The organism is Pseudomonas sp. Leaf127, from assembly GCF_001423155.1.
Lineage (GTDB): Bacteria > Pseudomonadota > Gammaproteobacteria > Pseudomonadales > Pseudomonadaceae > Aquipseudomonas > Aquipseudomonas ovata.
This window is the reverse complement of the sequence record NZ_LMOA01000009.1, coordinates 26,628-51,852: the sequence shown is the minus strand read 5'-3', so window position 1 is coordinate 51,852 and position 25,225 is coordinate 26,628. Positions and strand designations below refer to the sequence as shown.

General features: G+C 62.4%; 21 protein-coding genes and 1 pseudogene. 14 read left to right on the top strand and 8 right to left on the bottom strand.

The genetic code is table 11. From position 1 onward, the window contains the following. The 5 genes and pseudogenes from ASF84_RS07655 to ASF84_RS07635 all read right to left on the bottom strand — a co-directional run. Nucleotides 1-827 (bottom strand): DUF6708 domain-containing protein (locus ASF84_RS07655; RefSeq protein ID WP_156684177.1); only part of this gene is annotated, 827 nt, incomplete at its 3' end. A gap of 2,502 nt (nucleotides 828-3,329) precedes the next feature. Continuing rightward, nucleotides 3,330-4,005, bottom strand: a pseudogene (locus ASF84_RS30165) (toxin VasX); the annotation flags it as partial. A 46-nt stretch (nucleotides 4,006-4,051) separates the two neighbouring features. After that, on the bottom strand, nucleotides 4,052-4,390 hold a 339-nt coding region (locus ASF84_RS29005; protein ID WP_330219665.1), incomplete at its 3' end, for a toxin VasX. Beyond that, nucleotides 4,387-5,235, bottom strand: a complete 849-nt coding sequence (locus ASF84_RS07640) for a DUF4123 domain-containing protein (RefSeq protein ID WP_056836882.1) — start codon at nucleotides 5,233-5,235, stop codon at nucleotides 4,387-4,389. The genes ASF84_RS29005 and ASF84_RS07640, both read right to left, overlap by 4 nt. Next, a complete protein-coding gene (locus tag ASF84_RS07635; protein ID WP_056836880.1) occupies nucleotides 5,232-7,256 on the bottom strand; it encodes a type VI secretion system Vgr family protein in 2,025 nt (674 codons plus the stop codon). The genes ASF84_RS07640 and ASF84_RS07635 overlap by 4 nt, the downstream gene beginning before the upstream one ends. Nucleotides 7,257-7,464: 208 nt before the next feature. On the opposite strand from ASF84_RS07635, the gene ASF84_RS07630 reads away from it, so the two are divergent. The 7 genes from ASF84_RS07630 (at nucleotide 7,465) to murB (ending at nucleotide 13,826) form a co-directional block, all read left to right on the top strand. Further along, nucleotides 7,465-9,681, top strand: coding sequence for a DNA internalization-related competence protein ComEC/Rec2 (locus ASF84_RS07630; RefSeq protein ID WP_056836878.1), 2,217 nt, complete (start codon nucleotides 7,465-7,467; stop codon nucleotides 9,679-9,681). Between the two features lie 62 nt (nucleotides 9,682-9,743). Beyond that, a complete protein-coding gene (locus ASF84_RS07625; protein ID WP_056836877.1) occupies nucleotides 9,744-10,418 on the top strand; it encodes a MotA/TolQ/ExbB proton channel family protein in 675 nt (224 codons plus the stop codon). Next, nucleotides 10,415-10,846, top strand: a complete 432-nt coding sequence (locus ASF84_RS07620) for an ExbD/TolR family protein (protein ID WP_056836874.1) — start codon at nucleotides 10,415-10,417, stop codon at nucleotides 10,844-10,846. The genes ASF84_RS07625 and ASF84_RS07620 overlap by 4 nt, the downstream gene beginning before the upstream one ends. Beyond that, the gene (gene lpxK / locus ASF84_RS07615) at nucleotides 10,846-11,841 is read left to right on the top strand and encodes a tetraacyldisaccharide 4'-kinase (RefSeq protein WP_056836873.1); all 996 of its coding nucleotides are present in this window, start codon (nucleotides 10,846-10,848) and stop codon (nucleotides 11,839-11,841) included. The genes ASF84_RS07620 and lpxK overlap by 1 nt, the downstream gene beginning before the upstream one ends. A gap of 11 nt (nucleotides 11,842-11,852) precedes the next feature. Next, nucleotides 11,853-12,038: a Trm112 family protein gene (locus tag ASF84_RS07610; protein WP_056836870.1), complete on the top strand. Its 186-nt coding sequence runs from the start codon at nucleotides 11,853-11,855 to the stop codon at nucleotides 12,036-12,038. Continuing rightward, a complete protein-coding gene (gene kdsB / locus ASF84_RS07605; protein ID WP_056836868.1) occupies nucleotides 12,035-12,799 on the top strand; it encodes a 3-deoxy-manno-octulosonate cytidylyltransferase in 765 nt (254 codons plus the stop codon). The genes ASF84_RS07610 and kdsB overlap by 4 nt, the downstream gene beginning before the upstream one ends. Nucleotides 12,800-12,806: 7 nt before the next feature. Continuing rightward, nucleotides 12,807-13,826 carry a UDP-N-acetylmuramate dehydrogenase gene (murB, locus tag ASF84_RS07600; RefSeq protein ID WP_056836866.1) on the top strand — a complete coding sequence of 340 codons (1,020 nt, stop codon included), beginning with the start codon at nucleotides 12,807-12,809 and terminating at the stop codon, nucleotides 13,824-13,826. A 9-nt stretch (nucleotides 13,827-13,835) separates the two neighbouring features. Here murB and ASF84_RS07595 read toward each other — a convergent pair whose 3' ends face one another. Both ASF84_RS07595 and rne read right to left on the bottom strand, forming a co-directional pair. Then, on the bottom strand, nucleotides 13,836-14,759 hold the full coding sequence (locus ASF84_RS07595; protein WP_056836891.1) for an oxidoreductase: 924 nt from the start codon (nucleotides 14,757-14,759) through the stop codon (nucleotides 13,836-13,838). 104 nt (nucleotides 14,760-14,863) lie between these two features. Continuing rightward, nucleotides 14,864-18,373 (bottom strand): ribonuclease E, encoded by a 3,510-nt coding sequence (gene rne, locus ASF84_RS07590; protein WP_442963031.1) that lies wholly within the window; start codon nucleotides 18,371-18,373, stop codon nucleotides 14,864-14,866. A gap of 713 nt (nucleotides 18,374-19,086) precedes the next feature. On the opposite strand from rne, the gene rluC reads away from it, so the two are divergent. The 3 genes from rluC to ASF84_RS07575 are packed head-to-tail and all read left to right on the top strand — an operon-like array spanning nucleotide 19,087 to nucleotide 21,710. Beyond that, nucleotides 19,087-20,043: a 23S rRNA pseudouridine(955/2504/2580) synthase RluC gene (gene rluC / locus ASF84_RS07585; RefSeq protein ID WP_056836890.1), complete on the top strand. Its 957-nt coding sequence runs from the start codon at nucleotides 19,087-19,089 to the stop codon at nucleotides 20,041-20,043. Next, on the top strand, nucleotides 20,033-20,713 hold the full coding sequence (locus ASF84_RS07580; protein ID WP_056836862.1) for an HAD-IA family hydrolase: 681 nt from the start codon (nucleotides 20,033-20,035) through the stop codon (nucleotides 20,711-20,713). Before rluC ends, ASF84_RS07580 begins: the two co-directional genes overlap by 11 nt. 7 nt (nucleotides 20,714-20,720) lie before the next feature. Continuing rightward, nucleotides 20,721-21,710 carry a S49 family peptidase gene (locus tag ASF84_RS07575; protein ID WP_056836860.1) on the top strand — a complete coding sequence of 330 codons (990 nt, stop codon included), beginning with the start codon at nucleotides 20,721-20,723 and terminating at the stop codon, nucleotides 21,708-21,710. A 27-nt stretch (nucleotides 21,711-21,737) separates the two neighbouring features. Here the strand turns inward: ASF84_RS07575 and ASF84_RS07570 are convergent, their stop codons facing one another. Then, the gene (locus ASF84_RS07570; protein WP_056836858.1) at nucleotides 21,738-22,316 is read right to left on the bottom strand and encodes a Maf family protein; all 579 of its coding nucleotides are present in this window, start codon (nucleotides 22,314-22,316) and stop codon (nucleotides 21,738-21,740) included. 106 nt (nucleotides 22,317-22,422) lie between these two features. Here ASF84_RS07570 and ASF84_RS07565 point away from each other — a divergent pair, with 106 nt between their 5' ends. From ASF84_RS07565 to fabD, 4 genes are all read left to right on the top strand, one after another. Beyond that, on the top strand, nucleotides 22,423-22,950 hold the full coding sequence (locus ASF84_RS07565) for a YceD family protein (protein ID WP_056836855.1): 528 nt from the start codon (nucleotides 22,423-22,425) through the stop codon (nucleotides 22,948-22,950). Between the two features lie 13 nt (nucleotides 22,951-22,963). Beyond that, a complete protein-coding gene (gene rpmF / locus ASF84_RS07560; RefSeq protein ID WP_056836854.1) occupies nucleotides 22,964-23,146 on the top strand; it encodes a 50S ribosomal protein L32 in 183 nt (60 codons plus the stop codon). 4 nt (nucleotides 23,147-23,150) lie between these two features. After that, nucleotides 23,151-24,176, top strand: coding sequence for a phosphate acyltransferase PlsX (gene plsX, locus ASF84_RS07555; protein WP_082481438.1), 1,026 nt, complete (start codon nucleotides 23,151-23,153; stop codon nucleotides 24,174-24,176). 107 nt (nucleotides 24,177-24,283) lie between these two features. Beyond that, complete coding sequence (gene fabD, locus ASF84_RS07550) at nucleotides 24,284-25,222, top strand: ACP S-malonyltransferase (protein ID WP_056836848.1); 939 nt, start codon at nucleotides 24,284-24,286, stop codon at nucleotides 25,220-25,222. Nucleotides 25,223-25,225: the final 3 nt, after the last annotated feature.

Here is a 25,225-nt window from a genome sequence, read left to right as displayed (position 1 = left end):
TTGGACCATTCGATGATGTCGGGGTGGTCGAGGTCGGGCGGTGGGGAAATTTTCAACTTTACAACGGCATAGATTAATAACGAATTGAAGATGAACAGGCCCRCCAGGCCCTCCCATAGAAAGGCGAGCACCCAGCCACGTCTGTGTGCGAACTCGATAAAGTCYTCTTTGTAACAGGTGAATATATTTTTGCCTGGCCGATTGTATTGAAACGTCTGGTCCTCGACCGCGTCGGGGCCGATTTCCATGTAGCAACGAATGCACTCCCATAACGCCATGGCTGCTTCACCGCCGCCACAGCCAAAGCCCATCGTGAAGTGTTGGTTGTCTTTAGTAGCGTTTGGGTCAGGGTTTTCAAGACTGACAACCAGCATGCCGTAGGTCATCTTTCCACCTTGGCTGGTCGAGGAGGCTTGGGTGGCGGCAGCCACGACACTTTCCCAGGGGACAATCCAGTATTCACCACTTCTTTTCAAAAAACAGGCCTCGCGACGTTGCCGATTGAAACGGATAGGAAGAGGGGTGGGGCGAAAGAGTAAATAGATCAGTCTCAGGCAGGAGGGTACTGTTATGACAGCTCCCAGAATCAGAAAGTTAATATCGTCCGTGAAATAGGCCAGGCTGCAAAAAATAATAATAATAGGCCAAAGTATCATGATGCCCGAGCCGATGCTGTAGTTGCTGATGTCCATGAAGACATCATTTTTACGCCAGATGATCCGCATACCGTCACTGGGTTTTTGTCCTGTCGGTAAAGGCAGGGGGGCCAGATAATCCTGCCTGGAAAAAAAGCCTTTTTTACAGGTGCCAGATGGAGGAAGGCTCATGGCTTCTCCTTGGGGAGCGAGATCATCGAATTATCCTGAATGCGAATGTTATGCAGGCGCGCCTGATCCAGCACCGGTGTGCCTGAGCTGCGTAACGGGATGACACCGCCGTCGGCCGACAGGGCGAAGGCCAGGCCGTGTTTGCCTCCTAGATATGGGTCTATCTCAAGCATTGTTGTCAGTGGCGTGCTGTATTTCACTCGCAGATACAGTTGGCGAGGAAGGGACAGGAATGTGCCGGTTATCAGTTTAAACGGCCCGCTCAAGCGCAGGCCCTGGCCTTGTTCATGAGGGATCCATTGGCAGCGCAGGTCTTTCAACCAATACTCGCCGATGTCTCGCATCCTGTGAACGGGACTGCCAAGAGCCGTTTTACCGCGACTGTCCACCCAGGCGTCGTAAATGATGGGATCACCGGTCAATGCCACTTGCAGGTTCATGGTTTCCGGTGTCGCACCCGGCAGGTCGATGCGCAAACCTGAAATATAAGCGTGCTGCTTCATGCCATCCCTGCTGTCGGTCAGTGCATAATCGAAAATGTGTTCATGGCTGATCTGAGGGGTATAAATAAGCGTCAACAGATGATTCATCTCTTCTTGTTGGCTTTTTCCATCGATAGGTCCCGGTATTTTGGCCTTGGCATGTGACCAGCAACTGTGGGATAAAAAATTCTGCAGTGGCGTGCGCTGAAACAGCGAGGCCACAAGGTAAATCACACCCAGGATTGCAGTAATCAAAATGATAGGCGCCAGCGCTATGCCAAGGCCGGTAAGGGCAGCGCCTGCCGACATGAGGCCTGTGAAGGCGGCGAACGTATAAAACGTACCGGCTATTGCTTGAGCAGCATAAACAGCAGTTTGTGCGCCGACGATATTCTTTCGAAATTCAAGCCACGGATCGACGAAGTCTTGGGATCTTTCTATCTGGAATGCTAGAGATTGAAACTCGCTATAGGCCGCACCTGCTGAAAGCGATCCAATGATGGCTATAAATAATGGCGGGACGAGTAGTGTGCCTGACCGTGTATTGAATTGTGTTATACCTGCGCCTTTGCGCACTCTATTGTCCACCACGGCGGCCAATGCGGCTGCCGTATAAAGCGTTGCCGACAAGGTGTCATGAAAACGCTGCTTATCCATCGTTTCCACAACCCCGGCCTGTGCCAAGTACCGACTGGCATTCCATATATTCAATATCAACACGATCAACGGCGTCAGCCCGCCACTGTCCTGCACCGCACGGCTATTGACGATGTCGGCCACACGCCCCTTGCCAATTGCCGCACCGGTTCGGGCTGCCCAGTGCCGTACTTCATCGACGTTCTGACCAAAAGCTTCCAGTATGCGAACGTTCTGCTGCTGTACCCAGCGAAAGCCCAACTGGGAATTGAGGCGGGCAAAGGTCATCAGGCTTACCCAGGTGGCGCTCAGGCGATCCCCCTGGTTGCTCTTGAGTTGCAGCACGGCCGGGCTCAGTCGATTGACCATGGCGGTCCACTGGCTGTTATTGGCCATGGCCTGCATATGGGCCAGCACGGGTTGGCCTTCGGTCCCCAGGATTTTTGATAACAAGGCTTTGGTATTGGCGATGTTTTCGTCGCTGAGCGCCGCCAGTATTTCGCCCAGGCGCGTCTCGCTATTGAGTGCCGCCTCCAGGCTCGGGCTCCAAGAGAAGAACAACTGCCGCAAGGCACCCGGGTCCTTGCTGCGCACATAGTCGGCGTACTGTTGGGCGCCCTGGCTGCGTATGCATTGGGCCGTCAGGCAACTTTCCGCCAGCTCATTCAGCCAGGTGCGGTGGCCGGCATCGTCATGGTTCACGAACCATGTACCGCTGTCATGGCGGGGCAGGAAGACACCACGGTCGGCATAGAGTCGTTGCTGGCGGTCTTCTATGTGTCGGTAATGGTCGGGGGCCGTGACGTCCAGCCAGTGGTTCATGGTCGGCAGGTCGACGTATTCACCGATTTTCCCATCAAGAATGCCATTCTTGTTGTTGTGCTTTTTCTGCTGGCGATAACGGCGTACTTCGCTTTCCAGATCGTCCTTGTCTATTTCCCTGGGCAGGAACGAGTCCATAGGCGCTCTCACGTGTTCGATTTCATCGTCGATGTCGGCCAGTCTTGCTTGAGCCCTGGCCTGCGTACGCACCCTGCTGAATTTTATGATCCTGGCCTTTTCAGCACGTAACGGCTCCAGCTGGCGACTGATCTCCAGCAAGGTTTCACCCTGTTCAGGCGTTACATTGGGTTTATGCGGCGCGAAGCGGTAATTGACCCGGTTTGCCACCTCCGTCCCGTCTTCCTTCAGCAAGCTGCGAACGAACCCGCCCACCGTCAGGCGGATCTGGTTGTCACCGATCCACTGCTGATGGCTGATTTCCAGATGATCCTGTTCGTGATCGATGTCGCGCAGCACGCCCAGGTCATCGTCCAGGCAGGCGAGTACCGCCCACAGCTCTTTTGCTTCCTGCCTCGCCGCTCGCAGCCAATGGTAGGTGGTNAACGAAACACCCGGTGAGCACGCGGCGCATAACAATCTCTGTCAGTCTGTTCGTGATCAATGTCGCGCAGCACGCCCAGGTCATCGTCCAGGCAGGCGAGTACCGCCCACAGCTCTTTTGCTTCCTGCCTCGCCGCTCGCAGCCAATGGTAGGTGGTCAGGGCATTCCAGGGGTGGGCGCTCCACTGGCCGGGGGCAGGGCGGTCTTTGTCGGCGTCGGGGTACCTGGCGAGGATGTCCTCGCGTGTGCTGATCCGGTTCATGGCAGCGGTGTAGGCCCTGGCGGTTTCAACCGTGTGGTGCTTGATCATCGTGTCGTACAGTTGTTCGGCCTTGCGGCGCTCGGCCTCGCCACGACGTTGATGTTCGCTGGCCGCCCCCCGGCTGAAGGTTTCCGGCATCAGTTCAGCGATGACTTTCTCAGCGTCTCGCAGCGGCGGGCAATGGGGGGCCTGCAAATGATTGGCGACCTGCGGCAGGTCGATCAGGCGCATGCGTCTTTGCCGTGTGGCCGGTTGGGCAAGTTCCGCGCAGCGTTGCTGGTCGAGCGGGTATTCGGTGTACATCAGCCAGGCCGGCTGGTGTTTGTTCAGGGCAAGACCTGTCAGGGTGCCGCACTGGATCAGCGTGTCATCGCCATCCAGAGGGTCCGGGTCCAGCCTGCCTTCCGGGCACACGCCAAAGCGTTGCAGCGGGCCGTTGCCCTGCCACAGGTAGAGGTANCAGCGTGTCATCGCCATCCAGAGGGTCCGGGTCCAGCCTGCCTTCCGGGCACACGCCAAAGCGTTGCAGCGGGCCGTTGCCCTGCCACAGGTAGAGGTAACCGCCCCGTAGTCGGCGGGCGGCCATGGCGTGGGACCTGGTTTCGACACCGGGCTGGCAGCCTGGGTGGCTGGCAGCTTTTTCGGCCAGGGCGTAACGCACCGGCACCACGAAGATCGTGTCCTGCCTGGCCGGGCAGGCGGCCACCGGGCTGTCGATGTCTTCATGAGGCTGCTCCCTGGCTGCGCGCTCGGCATTGCACAGGTTGAGCAGGGCGGTTTCGTTTGGGTCGGTGCTCATGTGTGGGGCTCCAGGCGGCGGACCCATTGCAGGGTCAGTTCGTCGATCAGGTCATCGAGGCGCTGCGCAGGGGAGCGGCCTCTGGTTGCAAGAATCTTGCGGTAGGCCTGAGGCACAGGTTCATCGGGGAAGTGAGCGCCCAGAAGCGCGTACAGGCTGACCCAGCGGGTGATCTCGTCTTTCGTGCTGTAGCCATGACGTTTGGCGCTGTCCCGGCAAGCCTTGGCCCAGGCGTATTGCGCGGGGCTGTCCAGTCCTTTGAGTGCATTCGGAAAATAGCGCTGGCAGTGCTCGATCAGGTGTTGGTCGAATTGCCGGTACCGCGCCGCGCTGAGGTGTTCAAGCTGTGCCGCGCTCAAGCGCAGCCAGGGAATAGGTGCATAGCGCTGCCCTGGCATCGGGTCGGTGTTGATGATCGACAGCTCGCTGCCGTCCTCGGCAGGCAGGCGAATCGACTGGATAGGCCCCATGACCCGGCCGCGCTCGGCAGGGGCAAGGTCTTGCAGCCATACACGGGCGATGCGCGGGTCGTGGTAACGAAAGAACGTCGTGACATCACCGTCCAGGCTGGCATGCACCAGGCTGCGCAAGTGATCGAGCAAGACCGGTTCCGGCGCCTCGGTTTCCAGCCAGAGACCGGCCTGCAGGCGCCACTGAGCATTGAATAACTGTGCCAACGGACTGTCTGGCACCACCGGGACCAGCAACGGTCCGCAATCGGCCAGTTCGGCGTAGTCGGTCGTCAGGTAAAGCGGGTGGCAGGGCATGAACTGGCCCAGGCTCAGCAGGTGCCGGGGCAGGTTCTCGATCAGGGCGCTGTCGAGCAACAGATAGGCGCGTCTCATGCGGTGGCCGCCTTGAGCTGTTGGCATATGGCGCACACGGGGGCTGCGCTGTTGGCCGCATTGATGAAAGCTTGTTTCTGCACGTTGAGGGTCAGTGTCAGCAACGCGGCAACCTGCACCGGTAACGTTGACAAGGCGGGCATGCCGGCCAGTGCCGGGCCGCCGGTCAGGATCGGGCTGCTGCTGAACAGGCCGGCGGCGCTGATCAGCAAGTGCTGGCCTCCGGCCTTGAGCGTGATGCTGGCCCCGGCATCGATGATCAGGTTGGCCCCGGACTTGAGGTGCACCTGCTGGCCGGCCTCGATGGCCAGCACCTGGCTTGTGCGGGTGTAGCTGTTGCCCTCGATGTGCAGGTAGTCGTCGGCCTTGAGGTGGGTCTTGCGATCAGCCGCCACTGTGCACTGCGCCTCGCCTTCCACCTGGCTGATGCTGTTGCCCTTGATGGTTTCCAGCCGGTCCTTGCCCACCTCCAGGCGGCTGTCGTTGTTGATCTTCTGTTCCAGGTCGCGCTGCGCATGCAGGTAGATCAGCTCCTGCCCGGTGCGGTCTTCGATATGCAGTTCGTTATAGCCGGTGCCCTGTGGTGTGCTGCGGCTGCGATAAACGCTGCGGGTCTTGTGGGCCGGCAGCGGGTAGGGCACAGGGTTGATGCTGTTGGGCAGGCAACCGCTGATCACCGGCTGGTCGGGGTCACCCTCCAGAAAGGTCACCAGCACTTCCATGCCGACGCGTGGAATGGTGACGCTGCCATGGGCGTTGCCCGCCCAGTTAGAGGCCACCCGCAGCCAGCAACTGCTGGCTTCGTTGTACTGGCCATGACGGTCCCAGTGAAACTGCACCTTGACCCGGCCGTATGCGTCGCAATAGATCTCTTCGTTGGCCGGGCCGGTGACCCGGGCGGTCTGGCTGCCGAGTATGCGCGGCCTGGGATGACGCAGGGCCGGGCGAAAGAAGGTGTCCCAGGGCGTGGCGGTGAAACGGTTGCGGTAGCCCTGGCTGAAGCCGTCAAGGTCGTCGGTGCCCAGGGCGTTTTCTTCCAGCACTTGAGGTTGTTTACCCTGGTGCTCGACACGGCTCAGCAGCCACTTGGTATTCCACTCCGGGCGTGGGTGATCGGCAAACCTCACAAAGTGGCCGCTGCGCAGTTGCGGATGATCGCTGCCGCCTTCGGCCAGGCAGTAGTCGGTGCGTCGTCGCTCCAGCGCCCGCCGGGTCAGCGGCTTGCCGCGCTCTTGACCCTCGAAGCCACCGGGGCAGGCATAGTCTTCGAGGTCAGGCTGCAGGATGTCCGGATCGGCAGGGGACTCATATTCCAGTTGTCGGCTGGCTTTCTGGAAGTCGTAGTCACGTCGTGTGGTGCGGCTGGTGCGTGCTTGCAGGCGCAGGCTCAGGTGCTGCATCACCGGTTGCTGTGCTGGCTGACCGCTGGGTGGGTGGTAGGAAAGTGGAAAGTCCAGCGTGTTGAACATGCTCTGGTGGTCGGCAAAGATCAGGACGTGGCCTTCGCGACTGTGCTGGAAGTGAAAGTGCAGGCCCTCTTCTTCGCACAGGCGCTGGATGAAATGCAGGTCGCTTTCAGCGTATTGCACGCAGTATTCCCGGGCGCTGTAACTGTCAGCGAGCCTGAACTGGCAAGTGTTGCTGAACAGCCCGTGCTCTTTGAGGATCGCCTCGATGATCTCTGGCACCGACTTTTTCTGGAAGATGCGCTGGTTGATACGGTGCTGCAGGCAGTCAAGCCGCGGCACGAGGGTCAGGCTGTAGTGCGCCAGGCGCTGGCCGCTGTCGCGTTGCACGATGCGCTGGACCTGGCCATGAATGCCCGCCCCGGTGCGATCGAACGCCAGGAACGCCATTTGATGCAGCAGTGAGGCAAGTTTCAGTTGCGGGCGTTCGCTGACCAGTTCCACCGTGAACCGATACGGTTGGCTGATCGCTTCCTCACCGTCGAAAGACAGCACTTGAAAGTCATGGCCGAGCGTGTCGAGGTACAGGTTGAAATGACCATCGGTGGCGAGCATGCATGGGTTCCTGGCAGTCGTTGAATCGAAAAGACCTGGCAGGCTAGCCATGAAGCACGTAGAAAAAAGCCGGGCATTTCTGCGTGTTGTGTAAGAAAAAGGACCTATACAGGCAGGGCTTTTACTACTTAAACACTGCAACACTCTGCGGCTGTACAGCCGGTGTTTCGCCGCCATTCTGTAAGGCTTTTCTGCCTGAGGAATGCTCATGCGCACAGGGATGGTCGCGCTTGCACTGGGTCTGTTGACCCTGCGTTTTTTGCCGGCCTTGCCGCCGGGCTGGCTGTTGCTGCTGATGCCGGTGCTGGCCTTGATGCTGTTGCCGTACCGCACCTATCCGCTGGCGCTGTGGCTGTTGGGGTTGAGCTGGGCCTGCCTGTCGGCGCAATGGGCGCTGGATGACCGGCTGTTGCCCAGGCTCGATGGCCAGACACTGTGGCTGCAGGGCGAGGTGAGCGGATTGCCGAGCGCCAGTGAGGGCGTTGTCCGTTTCGAGCTCAAGGACGCTCACTCACGGCGTGCCCGGTTGCCGCAGCGCATCCGGGTGAGCTGGCAGGGCGGGCCACAGGTGCGCAGTGGTGAACGCTGGCGGCTGGCGGTCAAGTTGCGGCGCCCGGACGGGCTGGTCAATCCAGGGACCTTCGATTACCCGGCCTGGCTGCTGGCGCGGCGTATCGGTGCGAGCGGTACGGTGGTCGATGGTCAGTTACTGGCATCCGGGCAGGGCGCCTGGCGCGAAGCCATTCGCCAGCGGTTGTTGGCGGTCGATGCACAAGGGCGCGAGGGCGCGCTGGCGGCACTGGTACTGGGCGACGGCGCCGGGTTGGGCAGTGACGACTGGCAGGTGTTGCAGGAGACCGGCACGGTGCACCTGCTGGTGATCTCGGGCCAGCATGTCGGGTTGCTGGCTGGCGCGGTGTATTTCCTGATCGCTGCGCTGGCGCGTTGGGGCCTGTGGCCGCGCGCCTGGCCCTGGTTGCCCTGGGCATGCGGGCTGGCCTTTGCGGCGGCCCTGGGGTATGGGCTGCTGGCGGGCTTCGAGGTGCCGGTGCGGCGGGCGTGTGCGATGGTCGCCATGGTCTTGCTGTGGCGCTTGCGCTTTCGACACTTGGGGCTGCTGTGGCCCTGGCTGGTGTCGCTCAACCTGGTGCTGCTCTTCGAGCCGCTGGCCAGCCTGCAGCCGGGGTTGTGGCTGTCATTTGCGGCGGTGGGCGTGCTGATGCTGACCTTCGGCGCACGGCTGGGTGCCTGGCGCTGGTGGCAGGCCTGGACCCGGACGCAGTGGTTGATCGCTATCGGGCTGTTGCCTGTGTTGCTGGCGTTGAACCTGCCGGTCAGTCTCAGTGCGCCTTTCGCTAATCTGCTGGCGGTGCCGTGGGTGAGTCTGGTTGTCTTGCCGCTGGCGCTGCTGGGCACACTGTTGTTGCCAGTGCCGGGGGCGGGGGAAGCGCTGTTATGGCTGGCCGGCGGTGCCTTGCACATGCTGTTCGTGGCGCTGGGCTGGCTGGCCGGGCAAGTGCCGGCCTGGGTGCCGGCGACCATACCTTTGTGGGCCTGGGGCTTGAGCCTGATCGGCGCGCTGTTGCTGTTGTTGCCAGCAGGCTTGCCCTTGCGGCCACTGGGCTGGCCGTTACTGCTTTTATGTGTCTTTGCACCGCCAGACAGGATTGCGCACGGACATGTGGAGGTGCTGCAGCTGGATGTCGGCCAGGGCCTGGCGGTCCTGTTGCGCACCCGCGACCACGCGCTGCTGTATGACGCCGGCCCTGCCACGGCCGGAGGCGATCTCGGCGAGCGCGTGGTGCTGCCCGTGCTGCGCAAGGCCGGGGTGCGCCAACTGGACCTGATGCTGATCAGTCATGCGCATGCCGACCACGCCGGCGGGGCCCTGGCGGTGCAGCGTGGCATGTCGGTCAAGCGGGTGGTGAGCGGTGAGGCCGAGGCCCTGCCGGCTTCACTGGCGCCTCAACCATGCCGCACCGGGGAGCGCTGGCAATGGAATGGCGTGCAGTTCGCGACCTGGCGCTGGGAAGACGCACGTAGCAGCAACGAGTCCTCGTGTGTGCTGAGTGTCGAGGCCAATGGCGAGCGCTTGCTGTTGACCGGTGATATCGAAGCCGGTGCCGAACGTGCACTGCTGGCGGCGGACTTTGACTTGCAGGCCCACTGGTTGCAGGCGCCGCACCATGGCAGCCGCACCTCGTCCTCGCGGCGTCTGCTGGAGCGCGTGGCCCCCAGGGGCGTACTGATTTCCCGCGGACGGCACAATACGTTCGGCCACCCGCACCCTCTGGTCATGGCCCGCTACAAGGCTTTGGGCATCGGCGTTCATGACAGCGCCGAGGCCGGCGCGATCCGTCTGCGCCTGGGGGCGTTCGGCGAGCCGGAGGCTGTACGTGCGCAGCGGCGTTTCTGGCGAGATTGATGCGTCGATACCGGCCATCGGTCGTGTTAGAGTGGCGCCAATTTTTCAGGGGAGACGGCACTGTGTGGGAACTGGTCAAATCCGGTGGCTGGATGATGCTACCGATCATTCTGAGTTCGATCGTCGCAGCCGGCATCATCGTTGAGCGCCTCTGGACGCTGCGCAGCAGCCGTATCACGCCGCCGCACCTGCTGGGGCAGGTCTGGCAGTGGATCCAGGAAAACAGGCTGGATGGCGAAAAGCTCAAGCAACTGCGTGCCGACTCGCCGCTGGGAGAGATCATGGCCGCAGGCCTGGCCAACTCCAAGCATGGTCGCGAGATCATGAAAGAAAGTATCGAAGAGGCCGCCGCGCGCGTTATCCACGAACTGGAGCGCTACCTCAGTGCCCTGGGGTCGATCGGTGCAATGGCGCCATTGCTCGGTCTGCTGGGTACGGTGCTGGGCATGATCGACATTTTCGCTTCGTTCAATGCCACCGGCACGGCCGGCAATGCCGTGGTCCTGGCCGGCGGTATTTCCAAGGCGCTGATCTGTACGGCTTCGGGCCTGATGGTCGCCATCCCGACGATCTTCTTTCATCGCTTCCTGCAAGGCCGGGTCGATGAACTGGTGGTCGGCATGGAGCAGCAGGCCATCCGCCTGGTTGAAGTGGTGCAGGGCGACCGCGAAGTGGATCTGGTCGATGCGCCGGTCGATCTCAGGTCCCTGGCCAAGACCGGGGGCAAGAGAAAGTGAAGTTCCGTCGCCGCAAGCAGCGCGACATCATCGACATCAATCTGGTGGCCTTGATCGATGTGGTGTTCATCCTCCTGCTGTTTTTCATCCTGACCACCACGTTTACCCGTGAGACGCAGTTGCGTGTCGACCTGCCACAGGCGGTGACCGGGGCTTCGAACGACGACGCCGCTCGCAAGCAGGTGGACATCGCGATCAATGCCGACGGCATCTTTTCGGTGAACAACCAGATGCTGCCCAGCAATGACCTGGCCAGCCTGATCGACGCCTTGCAGCGTGAGTCCGCCGGTGACACCAGCCTGCCACTGTCGATCAGTGCCGATGGCAAGACCCCGCACCAGGCGGTGGTCACGGCCATGGATGCGGCCGGCAAACTGGGTTTCAGCCATCTGCGCATGACCACCGTTCAGGCCGCTCAGGCTAACTGATGGCGCTTTCCGATCGCTTGCTTGCCGCCTGGTATCAAGGGCATCCGGCCCTGGCGCTGTTGCGGCCGCTGGAGTGTCTGTATCGGCGAGTGGTCAACAACAAGCGGGCGCGCTTTCTGGCCGGCCACGGCACGATCTACAAGGCGCCAGTGCCGGTTATCGTGGTGGGTAATATCACAGTGGGTGGCACCGGCAAGACGCCGATGATCCTCTGGCTGATCGAGCAGTGTCGCCGCCGTGGCCTGAAGGTCGGGGTGGTCAGCCGTGGTTATGGCGCCAGGCCACCGAGCCTGCCATGGCAGGTGCAGGCCGGGCAGAGCGCAGCCGAGGCCGGCGACGAACCCTTGCTGATCGTGCAGCGCACCGGCGTACCGCTGATGATCGATCCTGATCGCGGGCGCGCCGTGCAGGCGCTGCTCGACGCCGAACCGCTCGACCTGATTCTCTCTGACGACGGCTTGCAGCATTACCGCCTGGCCCGAGACCTGGAGCTGGTGTTGATCGATGCCGCTCGCGGGCTGGGTAACCGTCGCTGCCTGCCGGCCGGTCCCCTGCGTGAGCCGGTCGAGCGCCTGCAAGGCGTCGATGCGTTGCTCTACAACGGTGCGCCGAGCGATCGCGAGGATGGTTTCGCCTTTACCCTCCAGCCTTCGGCCCTGGTCAACCTGCGCACCGGCCAGCGCGTCGGCGTGGCGCATTTTCCGCCCGGGCAGGCCGTGCACGCGGTGGCTGGCATCGGCAACCCGCAACGTTTCTTCACCACCCTCGAAAGACTAGACTGGCGGCCTGTGCCGCATGCCTTCGCCGACCATGCCGTATTTGACGCACAAGCGCTGGCGTTCACACCGGCACTGCCGTTGGTCATGACCGAGAAGGACGCGGTGAAATGCCGTTCCTTTGCCGCCGAAGACTGGTGGTACCTGGCTGTGGACGCCCAGCCGTCTGCAGCATTCGTCAGCTGGTTCGACGAGCGGCTGGCACTTCTTATTCAATGACGGGACCTTTCATGGATACCAAACTGCTCGACATCCTCGCCTGCCCGATCTGCAAGGGGCCTCTTAAACTCAGCGCTGACAAGACCGAGTTGATCAGCAAGGGCGCCGGCCTGGCCTATCCCATCCGCGACGGTATTCCGGTGATGCTCGAAAGCGAAGCGCGCACCCTGACCGCCGAGGAGCGTCTGGAGAAATGACCGCCCCTTTTACCGTGGTGATTCCGGCGCGTTTCGGCTCCAGCCGCTTCCCTGGCAAGCCGCTCAAGACCATTGCCGGCAAGCCGATGGTCCAGCATGTCTGGGAACAGGCCCGCAAGAGCAGCGCCGAACGTGTGGTCGTGGCCACCGATGACACACGCATCGTCGAAGCCTGTCAGGGCTTTGGCGCCGAAGTGCTGCTGACCCGCGAAGATCACAACTCCGGCACTGACCGTCTGGCCGAAGTGGCCGGCAAGCTGGGCCTGGCGGCGGATGCCATCGTGGTCAATGTGCAGGGCGACGAGCCGATGATTCCCCCGGCGGTGATCGATCAGGTAGCCGCCAATCTGGCGGCACACCCCGAAGCCGGCATGGCCACCCTGGCCGAGCCGCTCGAGGATGTCACCAGCCTGTTCAATCCCAATGTGGTCAAGGTCGCGACCGACCTCAACGGCCTGGCCCTGACGTTCAGCCGCGCACCGCTGCCCTGGGCGCGCGATGCGCTGGCGGCCAGCCGTGATGTGCTGCCAGAGGGCGTACCCTATCGTCGCCACATCGGCATCTACGCGTACCGTGCGGGTTTCTTGCATGATTTCGTGGCGTGGGGGCCGTGCTGGCTGGAGAACACCGAGTCGCTGGAGCAATTGCGAGCGCTCTGGCACGGTGTGCGTATTCATGTCGCCGATGCCGTCGAGGCGCCGCCGGCGGGCGTCGACACCCCTGAAGACCTGGAGCGCGTACGGCGCTTGCTGGAGGGTTGAGGTGGGGATGAGTCTTGACGTGCAGCCCGGCGTTTCGCTCAAGCCGTTCAACAGCTTTGGCGTCGAGGTCCAGGCCCGGTTGTTCGCCCAGGCCCATGATGACGACGAGGTGCGCCAGGCCCTGGCCTGTGCCCGTGGGCTTCAGGTGCCGTTGCTGGTGATCGGCGGTGGCAGCAACCTGTTGCTGACCGCTGATGTGCAGGCGCTGGTGGTGCGCATGGCCAGTCGCGGCGTGCGTATCCTGAGCGATGAGCCGCAGCGGGTGGTGGTCGAGGCCGAGGCGGGCGAGCCCTGGCACCCCTTCGTGCAGACCTGTTTGCAGATGGGCCTGGCAGGGCTGGAAAACCTCAGCCTGATCCCTGGCACCGTGGGTGCTGCACCGATGCAGAACATCGGTGCCTATGGGGTAGAGCTCAAGGATGTGTTCCACAGCCTGGTCGCCCTGGAGCGTGAAACCGGCGAGTTGCACGAGTTTTCCCTGGAGCAGTGCCGCTTCGGTTATCGCGACAGCGTGTTCAAGCAACAGGCCGGGCGCTGGATCATTCTGCGCGTACGTTTCATCCTGAGCCGTCAGGCGCACCTGCACCTGGAATATGGCCCTGTGCGTCAGCGCTTGGTCGAGCAGGGTATTGAACAGCCGACCCCGCTGGATGTCAGCCGGGCCATCTGTGCCATTCGCAGCGAGAAACTGCCCGACCCGGCCGTACTGGGCAATGCCGGCAGTTTTTTCAAGAACCCGCTGGTGCCGGTCGCCCAGGCCGAAGCCCTCAAGGCGCGTTATCCGCAACTGGTGGCTTACCCGCAAGGTGATGAGCAGGTGAAGCTGGCTGCCGGCTGGCTGATCGAGCAGGCTGGCTGGAAGGGCTTTCGTGACGGGGATGCCGGTGTGCATCGCTTGCAGGCGCTGGTGCTGGTCAACCATGGCCAGGCCAGCGGCCTGCAGTTGTTGAGCCTGGCGCAGCGCATACAGGCCGATGTCATCGAGCGCTTCGGTGTCAGCCTGGAGATGGAGCCTAATCTGTATTGAGCTTCAGGCTCAAGGTGCAGGCGGCAGGCCGGGGTCGATTCCGGTCATGCTGATCGACTGCTCCCAGAGGCGTCGCGCCATTACAGGATCCTGCGCCTGCGCCGAGCGTGATGCCTCGCCTGAGGCGCCTCGGGCTTCACCTAGGCCGGTCGGGCCATAGTAAGCACCTGGCTTCACTATTGCTGTTGCTGCTTGCAACGCAGGCCATGCGCCTTTTTGCGCCGTGTTGAGCAGCCACCCCACCATGGGCCCGAAAACCTTCATGGGCCCCATGAAGCGTCCCAGTTCGGTGGCGGCGATGCCTGGATGACAGCCCACTGCCATCACCTTCGACCCTGTGGCACGCAGGCGTCGGTCAAGCTCGAAAAAGAACAAGGCATTGGCCAGTTTGCTGGCGCCATAGCGCTTCATTCGGCTGTAGCGGCGCTCGGCATTGAGGTCCTCCCAGTCGATGCTGGCGCCCCGGTGGGCCAGGCTGGAAGTGGTCACGACCCTGGCGCCAGGTGTTTCGCCCAGCTTGGGCAGTAACAGGGCTGTCAGTGCAAAGCTACCAAGGTGATTGACGCCCCATTGCAGTTCAAAGCCTTGCTGGGTCCGCATCAGCGGTGGTGTCATGACGCCGGCATTATTGATCAATGCGTCCAAGCGTGGTTCGCCTGTCGCCTGGCGGGCCGCTGCCTGGATGCTGGGCAAGTCGCTTAGATCCAGTGGCAGGAAGGCCAGGTCAGCCTGTGGCGCCAGCGTCTTGAGGCGCGTCATGGCCTGCTCGGCCTTGACCGGGTCGCGGCACGCGAGCAGGACACGTGCACCGCGTACAGCCAGGACGCGTGTTATTTCGTAGCCGAGTCCGGTGTTGGCCCCGGTGACGATAAAGCATTTGCCGGACTGGTCCGGGACGTCGGCATCGGTGAAGCCTTTCAAGGGGGAGGGCATGAAGAAACTCGTGTAGGGAAGGAGGCAGCCAATTGGCGGGTCATACCACAGACCAAAAAAAAGCCCCGTCTGCTTGCGCAGGCGGGGCTTTTTCATGAGGTCGATCAGACCAGCGGTTTGCTTTCGCTGGTTTCTTCCTCAGTCAGGGCCTTGCGAGGAGCGGTCGGTTCGACCTTTTCCTCTACGGTGTCCTGTGCCACGGGAGCCTCGGTGCTGACCAGAGGCTCTACGGCTGGTGCTTCGATTGCCGCGTTTTCAACCACAGGGGCTTCGACGACAGGGGCCTCGACCGGCGCCACAGGTGCTGCCTGGTTTTCAGCTTGCAGGCGACGCTGCTCCTCCGCTTCACGCTTGCGACGACGCACTTCGCGTGGATCGTTAGGCGCGCGGCCCGAGCTGCTGACCGGCAGGGCCGGGGCTTCGACAGGGGCTGGCACGTCGACGGCAGGCGTATCGATGACCGGCGCTTCAACCACCGGGGTTTCAATGGCCGGCGTCACAACGGCTGGTGCCTCGACCGCGACAGTCTCGACTACCGGTGCCTCGACGACAGCAGGGGCTTCGACGACGGGCTCGGTCTGGGCGACAGGCACGAGTTCAGCCGATTCGGTTGCCGGAGCATCGGTGATGCTGGAGGCTTCAACCTGGGCTTCGACTTCAGGTGTCGGCTCGGGTGTCGGCGTGAACCGTGCAGCAGGCTGGTCATCGGCAATCACGACCGGGGCAGGCGCTTCGGTGTTCAGCTCGACGTCTGGAACGGCCGGGCTTGCGGGTGCAGGCTCGAAACGTTCAACCACCGGCGCTTCTACCGGAACGATGTCTGCTGCAGGGGCCTGAGTAACCGGCGCCTCGCTGGCGGAGACGTCTGTGACCGGCGCTTCAAAGCGGGCAGGCTCGTCGGCGGCTGGCGCTTCGACCACTGCTGCCTGAGTGTCCACCCGGGCAGGCGCTTCAGTTTCAGTGCTGGCGGCAACCGTCTCTGCTGCAGGCTCGGTCGTTTGCACGGTGACATCACTGGCACGTTCGGCCTGTTGATGGGCATCGGCTTCGGCTGGCGCGCTAAGCACGCCGCCTGCGACGGCAGCCGTTACGACCAGGCCGGCGGCCAGGGCGTCGCTGTTGTCATCGTTACCGGCTTCTTCGCTGCCTTCAATGATGTTGCCGTTGGCATCGCGTTGACGCTCACGACGGTTGCTGCGACGACGTTGACCACGCGAGCGACGACGCGGGCGATCACCCTCGTTGCCTTCCTGCTGATCGTCGTGGGCCTGCTCTTCGCTGCTCAGAGCCTCTTCTTCAGCGGTGTCGGTGTCCTGCTCGACGCGAGGCTGACGCTCTTCACGCGGCGGGCGTGGCTGACGTTCTTCACGCGGTGCGCGCTCAGGGCGCTCTTCACGAACCGGTGCCTCGGCGCTGGGTGCAGCGACGGCATCGGCTGCCAGTGCAGCGGCGACCGGTGCGGCATCCAGTGGTTCGCGCAGTTCACGCACACGCTCTTCACGCGGCTTGCGGTCGCGAGAGTTGCGTTCTTCGCGCGGGGCGCGGGCCGGGCGTTCTTCACGCTGGCCGTTTTCTTCACGCGGTGCACGTTCCTCGCGTGGGGCACGTTCTTCGCGTGGTGCACGCTCTTCACGAGGTGCACGCTCTTCACGTGGAGCGCGTTCTTCACGAGGCGCACGCTCTTCACGTGGCGCACGTTCCTCGCGAGGCGCGCGCTCTTCACGCGGGGCGCGCTCGGCACGCTCTTCGCGTGGCTTGCGCTCTTCGTCGCGACGGTTGTTGCGGCCACGGCTCTGCTGGCGACCGTTACGACGCTCGTCATTGCGTGCCGGGCGCTCGGTGGCGGCAGGCTTTTCAGCCGCGACTGGCGCGACCGGCTCCGGCTTGCTGGTGGCAAACAGGCTGACCAGCGATTTTACCAGGCCCTTGAACAGGCTGGGCTCATGCACCGGTGTCGGCGCTGCGACAGGCGCGGGGGCAGGGGCTGCCTCTTCGGCTGGCATCGGGGCGTTGGCGCGGGCCGGCGCGGTCTTGACCGCCGCTTCCTGGCGAACCAGGGTGCGTGTGGCGCTGACCTGGGGCACGACCTCTTCGACTTCGGCGGCGGCCGCAGCGATTTCGTAGCTGGTGTTGATGTTGGCGTCCGGGTTGTCGTCACGCAGGCGCTGCACTTCGAAATGCGGCGTTTCCAGATGATCGGTCGGCAGAATGACAATACGGGCGCGGGTACGCAGTTCGATCTTGGTGATCGAGTTGCGCTTTTCATTGAGCAGGAACGCTGCGACCGGAATCGGCACCTGGGCGCGGACTTCGGCGGTGCGGTCCTTCAGGGCTTCTTCTTCGATCAGGCGCAGGATGGCAAGCGACAGGGACTCGACGTCACGGATGATGCCGGTGCCGTTGCAGCGTGGGCAGACAATGCCGCTGCTTTCGCCCAGCGAAGGACGCAGGCGCTGACGGGACATTTCCAGCAGGCCGAAGCGCGAGATGCGCCCGACCTGAACGCGGGCGCGGTCGGCTTCCAGGCTTTCGCGGACTTTCTCTTCCACGGCGCGCTGGTTCTTGGCCGGCGTCATGTCGATGAAGTCGATGACGATCAGGCCGCCGATGTCACGCAGGCGCAGCTGGCGGGCGATTTCCTCGGCCGCTTCCAGGTTGGTCTGCAGGGCGGTTTCTTCGATGTCGCTGCCTTTGGTGGCGCGCGCCGAGTTGATGTCGATGGACACCAGGGCTTCGGTCGGGTCGATCACGATCGAGCCGCCGGACGGCAGTTCGACCACGCGCTGGAAGGCGGTTTCGATCTGGCTTTCAATCTGGAAGCGGTTGAACAGCGGCACGCTGTCTTCGTACAGCTTGATCTTGCTGGCGTACTGCGGCATCACCTGGCGGATGAAGGTCAGGGCTTCTTCCTGGGCCTCGATGCTGTCGATCAGGACTTCACCGATGTCCTGGCGCAGGTAGTCGCGGATGGCGCGGATGATGACATTGCTTTCCTGGTAGATCAGGAAAGGGGCGGAGCGATCCAGGGATGCTTCCTTGATGGCGGTCCACAGCTGCAGCAGGTAGTCGAGGTCCCACTGCATTTCTTCGCTGCTGCGGCCCAGGCCGGCAGTGCGCACGATCAGGCCCATGTCGGCCGGTGCGATCAGGCCGTTAAGGGCCTCGCGCAGCTCGTTGCGCTCTTCGCCTTCGATGCGGCGCGAGATGCCGCCGGCACGCGGGTTGTTGGGCATCAGCACCAGGTAACGGCCGGCCAGGCTGATGAAAGTGGTCAGGGCGGCACCCTTGTTGCCACGTTCTTCTTTCTCGACCTGAACGATGACTTCCTGGCCTTCGCTCAGGACGTCCTTGATGTTGACGCGGCCTTCAGGATTTTTCTTGAAGTATTCGCGGGAGATTTCCTTGAGGGGCAGGAAGCCGTGGCGCTCGGAGCCGAAATCGACGAAGGCGGCCTCCAGGCTTGGCTCGATGCGAGTGATGCGGCCTTTATAGATATTGGCCTTTTTCTGCTCGCGGGCACCGGACTCGATGTCCAGGTCGTAGAGGCGCTGGCCATCTACCAGGGCAACACGCAACTCTTCGGGTTGAGTTGCGTTAATCAGCATTCTTTTCATGTAGTACCGTCGGTTTCCGGGCTGCCGGAAACGGCGTTCGGCACACACGACTTCTCACGGTCGGTGTCAGAGCACGTCAGGAGTACCGGGGTACTCCAGTTTCTGGCGAAGATTCCGGCCAACAGGGCCGGAAAGTCGCAACGACGTATCCTGTTTGCTGTGGTGACATAAGGCACCCAGCCAGCAAAAGCTTGATCAGGAGGAGGAATCGGCCATCGGTAGCGGACGAGATGAAGCGTCTTGAACAGCGTTGTTGCTACACAGTCCGATGGTCGTGCGTCTCCGCCCTACACGTATCCCTGATAATTCGGGTGCTGCCGTGCGCAGAATCCGCAGCGGGTTGGCATTTACCGCGATCTTCCCGTGGAAGGTCGCGCATCATGGCTCGAGGCGTTGTTCGTAAGGCTTCGCTCAAAGCGCCCGGAAGCGACTGCACCTTGTGAACTGGCCGTGGGTTCTTCGCTCGGGAAGGCGAGTATCGACTCAGCGATCCGGCGTATTTCAGGCCTCATGTCACGCGCGCTTGTTACATTTCCAGGGGGCTTCGTTATCACCGAGAGCCTTGCAGGGCGGCCTCCCGCCCTGTGAATTGCGTTGGTCAGGGCCGGTTGTCAACCGTTTGTCCGCTGTCCGACCGCTTTTGGCGGCGTTCGCGACTATAGCAGCAATCATTAAGTGCTTCAAATCCATAAAAAATTGTTATGATTCGCGGCATGACGAATATTGCCCCCCCAACCCCCGGCGTCCAGCTGGTCGAGGTTGCGCCGGAACTTGCCGGTCAACGCATTGATAATTTCCTGATCACGTACCTGAAGGGCGTGCCCAAGACCTTGATCTACCGCATCGTGCGCAAGGGCGAAGTGCGGGTGAACAAGGGGCGCACCAAGCCCGAGTACAAGCTGCAGGCTGGTGACATCGTGCGCATTCCGCCGGTGCGGGTGCCTGAGCGTGACGAACCGGTGCCGGTGGCGCAGGCCCTGCTACAGCGCCTGGAGGCCTCGATTGTCCATGAGGACAAGGCGCTGATCGTGATCAACAAGCCGGCGGGTATCGCCGTGCATGGCGGCAGCGGCCTGAGTTTTGGCGTGATCGAGGCTTTTCGCCAGCTGCGCCCCGATGCCAAGGAGCTGGAACTGGTCCATCGCCTGGACCGCGACACCTCAGGTCTGCTGATGATCGCCAAGAAGCGCAGCATGCTGCGGCACCTGCACGAAGCCTTGCGCGGCGACGGGGTCGACAAGCGCTACATGGCGCTGGTACGTGGCAACTGGGCGACCAGTTGCAAGCAGGTGCGCGCCCCGTTGCTCAAGAGCAACCTGCGTTCGGGCGAGCGCATGGTCGAGGTCAATGATGAAGGCAAGGAGGCCCTGACGCTGTTCAAGGTGCTGCGTCGCTTCGGCGATTTCGCCACCATGGTCGAGGCCAAGCCGGTGACCGGTCGCACCCACCAGATTCGCGTGCACACCCTGCACGCCGGGCATTGCATTGCCGGTGACACCAAGTATGGAGACGAGGATTTCTCCCGTGAGATCCGCGAACTGGGCGGCAAGCGCCTGTTCCTGCATGCCTATATGCTTAATGTACCGCTGCCCGATGGTGGTCTGCTGCAGTTGCAGGCGCCGGTCGATGAGATGTGGGCCAAGACCGTGGAGCGTTTGAGTGCACCGTGACTATGACCTGCTGATTTTCGACTGGGACGGCACGCTGGCCGACTCCATCGGGCGTATTGTCCAGGCCATGAGCGAGGCGGCGCTGACCGGTGACATGCCGGTGCGTGACGAGCTGGCGATCAAGGGCATCATCGGCCTTGGCCTGCCCGAAGCCATTCGCACGCTGTATCCGGACATTTCTCCCAATGCGCTGCTGGATTTTCGCCAGCGCTATGCCGACAGCTACATGGCCATGGATCAGGTGGCTTCGCCGCTGTTCGACGGCGTGCTGGAATCGATGCAGGCCTTTCGCGAGGAGGGCTACCGCCTGGCGGTGGCCACCGGCAAGGCGCGGCGCGGGCTGGATCGGGTGCTGGGTGCGCATGGCTGGCTGGAGTATTTCGACATCACCCGGGCGGCCGACGAAACGGCCAGCAAGCCTGATCCGTTGATGCTGCACGAAATCATGGCGCACTGCGATGTGCCGCCCGAGCGTTCGCTGATGATTGGCGATGCTTCCTTCGACCTGTTGATGGCGCGCAATGCCGGCATGGATTCGGTGGCGGTGGGCTATGGCGCCCAGTCGCTGGACTCGCTGCGTGCCTACCAGCCACGATTGGCCATTGAGCATTTTTCCGAACTGCGTGCCTGGTTGGGCAAGCGCAGCCACTCGCTTTTGCAGCAGGGGTAGATGAGCCATGTCTGATAAATGGAACGCACCGTCGCAGGACCGGGACGGATCGCCGGAAGACGCCAAGAGCTGGAAGCTGCTGGAGAAGACCCTGCTGGCCGGTGTTCAGGAGCAGCGCCGCAGCCGGCGCTGGGGTATTTTTTTCAAGTTTCTGACGTTCGCCTATCTGTTCACGGCGCTGATGCTGTTCATGCCGCTGTTTGGCGATAAAAAGGTATCGGGCTCGGGCAGCCACACCGCACTGATCGAGATCCAGGGCATGATCGCCGACAAGGAGTCGGCCAGTGCCGACAATATTGTCGGCAGCCTGCGTGCAGCTTTCGAGGATGCCAATACCCGTGGCGTGATCCTGCGTATCAACAGCCCCGGCGGCAGTCCGGTGCAGTCGGGCTATGTGTATGACGAGATTCGTCGCCTGCGCGCCGAGAAACCGGCCATCAAGGTCTATGCCGTGATCAGTGACCTGGGCGCCTCGGGCGCCTACTACATTGCCAGCGCAGCCGATCAGATCTATGCCGACAAGGCCAGCCTGGTCGGTTCGATCGGTGTGACTGCGGCCGGTTTCGGCTTTGTGGGCGCAATGGAGAAGCTGGGTGTGGAGCGGCGCACCTACACCTCGGGTGAGCACAAGGCCTTTCTCGATCCGTTCCAGCCGCCCAAGGCCGATGAGGCGCAGTTCTGGCAGGAAGTGCTGGCCACCACGCACCGTCAGTTCATCGCCAGCGTCAAGCAGGGGCGTGGTGATCGCCTCAAGGACAAGGAGCATCCCGAGCTGTTCTCCGGCCTGATCTGGACCGGTGAGCAGGCCGTGGGGCTGGGCCTGGTCGATGCGCTGGGCAGTTCGAGCTATGTGGCGCGCGAAGTGATCGGGGCCAAGGACATTGTCGACTATACGATTCAGGAATCGCCGTTCGACCGGTTCTCCAAGAAATTGGGCACCAGCATCGCCGAGCGCCTGGCCATGTGGGCCGGCTTTACCGGGCCGAGCTTGCGCTAAAGCCCGGCCGCTGGTCGGGCTTTTTTATCAGGGCACGCTGACGCCTTCCTTTAACAGCATGTCGACCAGCCGGATCAGCGGCAGGCCGATCAGGCTGGTGGCGTCCGTGCCTTCGGTGCTGCGAAACAGGCTGATTCCCAGGCCTTCGGCCTTGAAGCTGCCAGCGCAGTCGTAGGGCTGCTCGGCGTGCAGGTAGCGCGCCAGGGTGGCGGGTTCCAGTTCGCGAAAGGTGACGCTGAACGGCACGCAATCGACCTGGCACTGGCCGGTGCGGCTGTTGAGCAGCGCCAGGCCGGTGAGGAATGTGACCCGTTTGCCGCTGGCGGACGACAGTTGCGCCAGGGCGCGCTCGAAGGTGTGGGGCTTGCCGAGGATCTGCTCGTCCAGCACGGCCACCTGGTCGGAGCCGATGATCAGGTGGTCCGGATGACTGCCTGCCAGGGCCTGGGCCTTTTCCCGGGCCAGGCGTTGCACCAGCTCGATGGCGCTCTCGTGCGGTCGGCGGCTTTCGTCGATGTCGGGCGAGCTGCAGGTGAAGGGCAGGCGCAGGCGGGCAAGCAGTTCGCGGCGGTACGGCGAGCTGGAGGCAAGAAGCAGGGAAGGCATGCGATTCTCCAAGGATTGAACGCTGAATTCTAATCAAGGCCGGTCCTTGCTGACAGGCCGAATTTCCTTTGACATGCCATGGGGTGATCCCTAGAATGCTGCGCCTATGTTGAATGACCAGATTCCACCTCACGTTGACCCTCGCAAATTGGCTGATCGCGGCACTTCCCTTGAAGGAAACGTGCAGCTGGCCGATCTGGAGAGGCTGTGCGACCCGTTGGCCGACAGTGTCGGCACGGTACAAGCGAAATTCATTTTCGAGCGAGATGAGCGCCGGTCGGTGGTTTTCCACACCCAGTTGCAGGTCGCGGTCAAAATGGTTTGCCAGCGCTGTCTTGAGCTGGTCACCCTGCCGATCCAGAGCGAATGTACCTACATCGTGGTGAAGGAGGGTGCGAATACCCAGTCGTTGCCGAAAGGTTATGACGTACTGGAACTGGGCGAAGATCCATTGGATCTGCTGGCACTGATCGAGGAGGAGCTTCTGCTCGCCTTGCCCATTGTGCCGGCTCATCAACCGGAAGAATGCCAGCAACCGGCGGGTCTCGATGAGCCCGAACCGAGCGTGGACGAGGTAACACGGTCCAACCCGTTCAGTGTATTGGCGCAGTTAAAGCGTGACCCAAACGTTTAGGAGTTAATCAATTATGGCTGTTCAGCAGAACAAAAAATCCCGCTCTGCCCGCGACATGCGCCGTTCGCACGACGCCCTCGATGCCAGCGCTCTGTCGGTTGAGAAAACCACCGGTGAAGTTCACCTGCGTCACCACGTATCGCCTGAAGGCGTTTACCGTGGCCGCAAAGTGATCGACAAGGGCGCTGACGAGTAATTTCTTGTCCGCTCCGATCATCGCGATCGACGCAATGGGCGGGGACTTCGGTCCCCGCAGCATTGTAAAGGCAAGCCTCGCCTGCCTGACTGCCAACCCCTCGCTGCACCTGGTCCTTGTCGGCCAAGCCCCCCTCCTTGAAGAACTGATCGCCCGCCAACAGGGTGTGGACCGTACGCGCCTGCACGTTGTGCATGCCAGCGAAGTCATCACCATGGATGAGCGGCCTTCCCAGGCCTTGCGCGGCAAGCCTGATTCTTCGATGCGCGTGGCGCTCGGGCTGGTGGCGGCCGGTCACGCCCAGGCGTGTGTCAGCGCCGGCAACACCGGCGCGCTGATGGCGTTGTCGCGCTTCGTGCTCAAGACCCTGCCGGGGATCGATCGACCCGCGATGGTGGGGGCGATTCCAACCCGCAGCGGCTATTGCCAGTTGCTGGACCTGGGCGCGAACGTCGACTGCAGCGCCGAAAACCTGTACCAGTTCGCCGTCATGGGGGCGGTGGCCGCCGAAGTGCTGGGCAAGCCGCGACCCAGGGTCGCACTGCTCAATGTCGGCACCGAAGACATCAAGGGCAACCAGCAGGTCCGCCAGGCGGCTGCGCTGCTGCAAGCGGCACCGATGCTCAATTACATCGGCTTCGTCGAGGGCGATGGCCTGTACCGGGGCGAGGCGGATGTGGTGGTGTGCGACGGGTTTGTCGGCAATGTGCTGCTCAAGTCCAGCGAAGGCCTGGCCACCATGATTGCCGACCGGATCGAGGCCTTGTTCACTCAGGGTGTGCTGGGCCGGATGGCAGGTGTGGTTGCCTTGCCGCTGCTGCGGCGCCTGAAAAGCGACCTTGCGCCGGCCCGGCACAATGGTGCCAGCCTCCTGGGGCTGCAGGGTATCGTGGTCAAGAGTCATGGCGCCGCCGGTGTCGACGGCTTGCAAAGCGCAATCCAGCGCGCCGTGGTGCAAGTCCAGGAAAACCTGCCGCAACGTCTTGGCGGGCGGCTTGAGGCGCTTTTGCGCGAGCGCGGGCAAATGTGACGCTGCCTGCGGGTGCGTCATCAAACCGTTCAGTCGTGCCAGTTTGCATCATGTCGTCGGTCCTGCCGGCGGCTCATTTCGAAGATAACCACTCAGGGGCCTGTTACATGTCTGCATCCCTCGCATTCGTCTTTCCGGGTCAAGGATCGCAATCGCTCGGCATGCTTGCCGAACAAGGCGCGCAGCATCCGTTGATCCTCGATACCTTTGAACAGGCGTCCGAAGCCCTGGGCTATGACCTCTGGAAGCTGATTCAGGAAGGTCCGGCCGAAGACCTCAATCGCACCGACAAGACCCAGCCGGCCATTCTGACCGCCTCCATTGCCCTGTGGCATGTGTGGCTGGCCGAGGGCGGTGCCGTGCCTGCGTATGTCGCCGGTCACAGCCTGGGTGAATACAGTGCCCTGGTCGCCGCGCAAAGCCTGGCGCTGGAAGATGCCGTCAGGCTGGTCGAGCGCCGTGGCCAACTGATGCAGGAGGCCGTGCCGGCCGGGCAGGGTGGCATGGCGGCGATCCTGGGGCTGGATGATGCCGATGTCATCGCCGTGTGTGCCGAGGCGGCGCAGGGTGAAGTGGTCAGTGCGGTGAATTTCAACTCGCCAGGCCAGGTCGTCATCGCCGGCAGCGCCGAGGCGGTCAAGCGTGCGATGGAGCTGTGCAAGGCGCGAGGTGCCAAGCGTGCACTGCCGCTGCCGGTCAGCGTGCCGTCGCACTGTGAGCTGATGCGTCCTGCGGCCGAGCGTTTTGCCTCGTCTGTCGAGGCGATCGAGTGGCAGGAGCCGCGCATTGCCCTGGTGCAGAACGTCAGTGCTGCAGCCGTCACCGATCTGGCTACGCTCAAGCGTGACTTGCTGGAGCAGTTGTACAAGCCTGTGCGTTGGGTCGAGTCCATCCAGTGCCTGGCCGGTCTCGGTGTGACCCAATTGGTGGAGTGTGGCCCGGGCAAGGTGCTCGCCGGCCTGAACAAACGCTGCGCCGACGGCGTGGTGACCTACAACCTGGATACACCCGATGCCTTTGCTGCCGCCCGTGCGGCACTGGCTTGAATA

Coding starts and splice junctions, on each gene's coding strand:
- ASF84_RS07570 (WP_056836858.1), bottom strand. CDS start 22,316: ATGCCTTCCCTGCTTCTTGCCTCCAGCTCGCCGTACCGCCGCGAACTG.
- rluC (WP_056836890.1), top strand. CDS start 19,087: ATGACGAATATTGCCCCCCCAACCCCCGGCGTCCAGCTGGTCGAGGTT.
- ASF84_RS07640 (WP_056836882.1), bottom strand. CDS start 5,235: ATGAGACGCGCCTATCTGTTGCTCGACAGCGCCCTGATCGAGAACCTG.
- lpxK (WP_056836873.1), top strand. CDS start 10,846: ATGGCGCTTTCCGATCGCTTGCTTGCCGCCTGGTATCAAGGGCATCCG.
- ASF84_RS07575 (WP_056836860.1), top strand. CDS start 20,721: ATGTCTGATAAATGGAACGCACCGTCGCAGGACCGGGACGGATCGCCG.
- ASF84_RS07610 (WP_056836870.1), top strand. CDS start 11,853: ATGGATACCAAACTGCTCGACATCCTCGCCTGCCCGATCTGCAAGGGG.
- ASF84_RS07565 (WP_056836855.1), top strand. CDS start 22,423: ATGTTGAATGACCAGATTCCACCTCACGTTGACCCTCGCAAATTGGCT.
- ASF84_RS07595 (WP_056836891.1), bottom strand. CDS start 14,759: ATGCCCTCCCCCTTGAAAGGCTTCACCGATGCCGACGTCCCGGACCAG.
- ASF84_RS07635 (WP_056836880.1), bottom strand. CDS start 7,256: ATGCTCGCCACCGATGGTCATTTCAACCTGTACCTCGACACGCTCGGC.
- kdsB (WP_056836868.1), top strand. CDS start 12,035: ATGACCGCCCCTTTTACCGTGGTGATTCCGGCGCGTTTCGGCTCCAGC.
- rne (WP_442963031.1), bottom strand. CDS start 18,373: ATGAAAAGAATGCTGATTAACGCAACTCAACCCGAAGAGTTGCGTGTT.
- rpmF (WP_056836854.1), top strand. CDS start 22,964: ATGGCTGTTCAGCAGAACAAAAAATCCCGCTCTGCCCGCGACATGCGC.
- ASF84_RS07630 (WP_056836878.1), top strand. CDS start 7,465: ATGCGCACAGGGATGGTCGCGCTTGCACTGGGTCTGTTGACCCTGCGT.
- murB (WP_056836866.1), top strand. CDS start 12,807: ATGAGTCTTGACGTGCAGCCCGGCGTTTCGCTCAAGCCGTTCAACAGC.
- fabD (WP_056836848.1), top strand. CDS start 24,284: ATGTCTGCATCCCTCGCATTCGTCTTTCCGGGTCAAGGATCGCAATCG.